At 70.4% G+C, this 1,728-nt stretch carries 2 protein-coding genes and 1 pseudogene; 2 read left to right on the plus strand and 1 reads right to left on the minus strand.

Annotation, left to right across the window (positions count from 1 at the left end; all coding sequences use genetic code 11):
* Nucleotides 1-229: pseudogene (locus AB0C29_RS46920) on the minus strand (3-phosphoshikimate 1-carboxyvinyltransferase); the annotation flags it as partial.
* Nucleotides 230-297: 68 nt separating this feature from the next.
* Between AB0C29_RS46920 and AB0C29_RS46925 the strand changes: the two are divergent.
* Together AB0C29_RS46925 and AB0C29_RS46930 are read left to right on the plus strand one after the other, a co-directional pair.
* On the plus strand, nt 298-987 hold the full coding sequence (locus AB0C29_RS46925) for an SOS response-associated peptidase (protein ID WP_360834665.1): 690 nt from the start codon (nt 298-300) through the stop codon (nt 985-987).
* Nucleotides 988-1,217: 230 nt separating this feature from the next.
* Nucleotides 1,218-1,613: a WhiB family transcriptional regulator gene (locus tag AB0C29_RS46930; protein ID WP_360834667.1), complete on the plus strand. Its 396-nt coding sequence runs from the start codon at nt 1,218-1,220 to the stop codon at nt 1,611-1,613.
* Nucleotides 1,614-1,728: the final 115 nt, after the last annotated feature.

The raw sequence follows: 1,728 nt of genomic DNA on the forward strand, positions 1-1,728 counted from the left end.
CGGCCGTGGTGTCGACCGCGACGCCGAGGGCCCCCAGCCCGGCAGCCAAGAGCGTGGTGTCGCGGGCCCGCAGCGGGCGGCGGATCTCCGACGGGCCGTCGGCGAGCGCGCTCAGCACCAGGGCCCGGGCCGTCATCGACTTGGAGCCGGGCAGGGCGACCGTGGCCGTGACCGGCCGGCTGCTGACGGGGGCCGTCCAGGGGCGCGCTTGAGCTGTCACGGCCCCCATTCTGCCGTTCGGGTACGACAGCTTGCGCGGGGCAACACGATCGACGCGCCGGGCGTAGGGTCGGCGCTATGTGTGGGCGGTACGCGACGACGCGGAGTGAGGCCGACCTCAGCCTGCTCTTCGACGCCACGAGCGTCACGGAGGCGCTGGGGCCGAGCTGGAACGTCGCTCCCACCGATCCCGTTCCCCTGGTGCGCATGTCGCAGCGGCACGGCGGCCGGGTCGTGGACTCCGCCCGCTGGGGCCTGGTCCCGCCGTGGGCCGACGACCCGCGCACCGGCGCCCGGATGATCAACGCCCGGGCCGAGACCGTGGCCACCTCGCGGGCCTTCGCCTCGTCGTTCGAGCGCCGCCGGTGCCTGGTCCCGGCCGACGGCTGGTTCGAGTGGGTCCGCGACGGCCGGACCAAGCGGGCGTTCTACATGACCCCGCGCGATTCCTCGGTGCTCGCCTTCGCCGGCATCTGGACGATGTGGCGTGAGCAGCTGCTGACCTGCAGCGTGCTGACCACTGCCGCGCTGGGCGGGCTGGCCGAGGTGCACGACCGGATGCCGCTGATCCTGCCGCGGGAGCGCTGGTCGCAGTGGCTGGCCGGCGGCGGTGACGCGCCCGCCCTGCTGCAGCCGATGTCGCCCGCCGAGCTGGAAGCGATCGAGGTCCGTCCGGTCCGTCCGGACGTCGGAAACGTACGCAACAACGGCCCGCATCTGCTGACCGCGCCGGAGCCGGTGACGCCCGCGGAGGTGACGCTGTTCTGAGCCACGAAATGCGATCATTCCGGGTGTCCGAATTGCCGCTTCGCTGATAAGCGCGAAGCGTTATACCCCCATATGCAGGGGTTCTTCACTGGAAACTTTGTTGCGAGATAGATAAGACCCTTGTTCTGATCTTCCTCCGTGCGATAGAAACCAGCGCCGGTGTGATGTCGATCCGTACGGTGCGGACCGCCCATCACGGCTTTACCGGTACCCACGGGGGAGGTGGGCTGATGACACGTGCTCGAATGCCGCGTCCACATGAGGTCGCCATTGCCAGGCGCGACCCAAGGTTGCTCAGCGCGATCGACGACCGTCGCAGTGATGAAGCGTGGCGCACCCGCGGCGCCTGCCGCACGGTCGATCCGGAAACGTTCTTCCCGGCTCCGAACGAGCCGTCCGAGAGTGCGGTCGCACTCTGCGGCAGCTGCGATGTCCAAGGGCCGTGCCTGGCCTGGGCCTTGCAGGTGGGCGACTGCCACGGCGTCTGGGGCGGGACGACACCACGCGAACGGCGGGCGATGCTGGTCGCCTGGCGCGAGCGGGTCCGGCCGGACGGCGAGGAAGTCGACGACGGACCGGACGAAGAAGATCGCCGCCTGCTCACACTGGTGCCGGTGAGCCGCTAGACATAGGAGTTGTGCACAGCTTCTCGATCGACACACCGCGCGGGCCGGCGTGGCCGTGATCTTCGGCAGCGGGGTGCGGTTGCCGCGGACGTAGTCGATGCGGGCCAGCTGCGCC

The organism is Actinoplanes sp. NPDC048791, assembly GCF_040650095.1.
Taxonomy (GTDB): Bacteria; Actinomycetota; Actinomycetes; order Mycobacteriales; family Micromonosporaceae; genus Actinoplanes.

Excerpts from the sequence above, each read along its gene's own strand:
- AB0C29_RS46925 (WP_360834665.1), top strand. The coding sequence starts at position 298 with ATGTGTGGGCGGTACGCGACGACGCGGAGTGAGGCCGACCTCAGCCTG.
- AB0C29_RS46930 (WP_360834667.1), top strand. The coding sequence starts at position 1,218 with ATGACACGTGCTCGAATGCCGCGTCCACATGAGGTCGCCATTGCCAGG.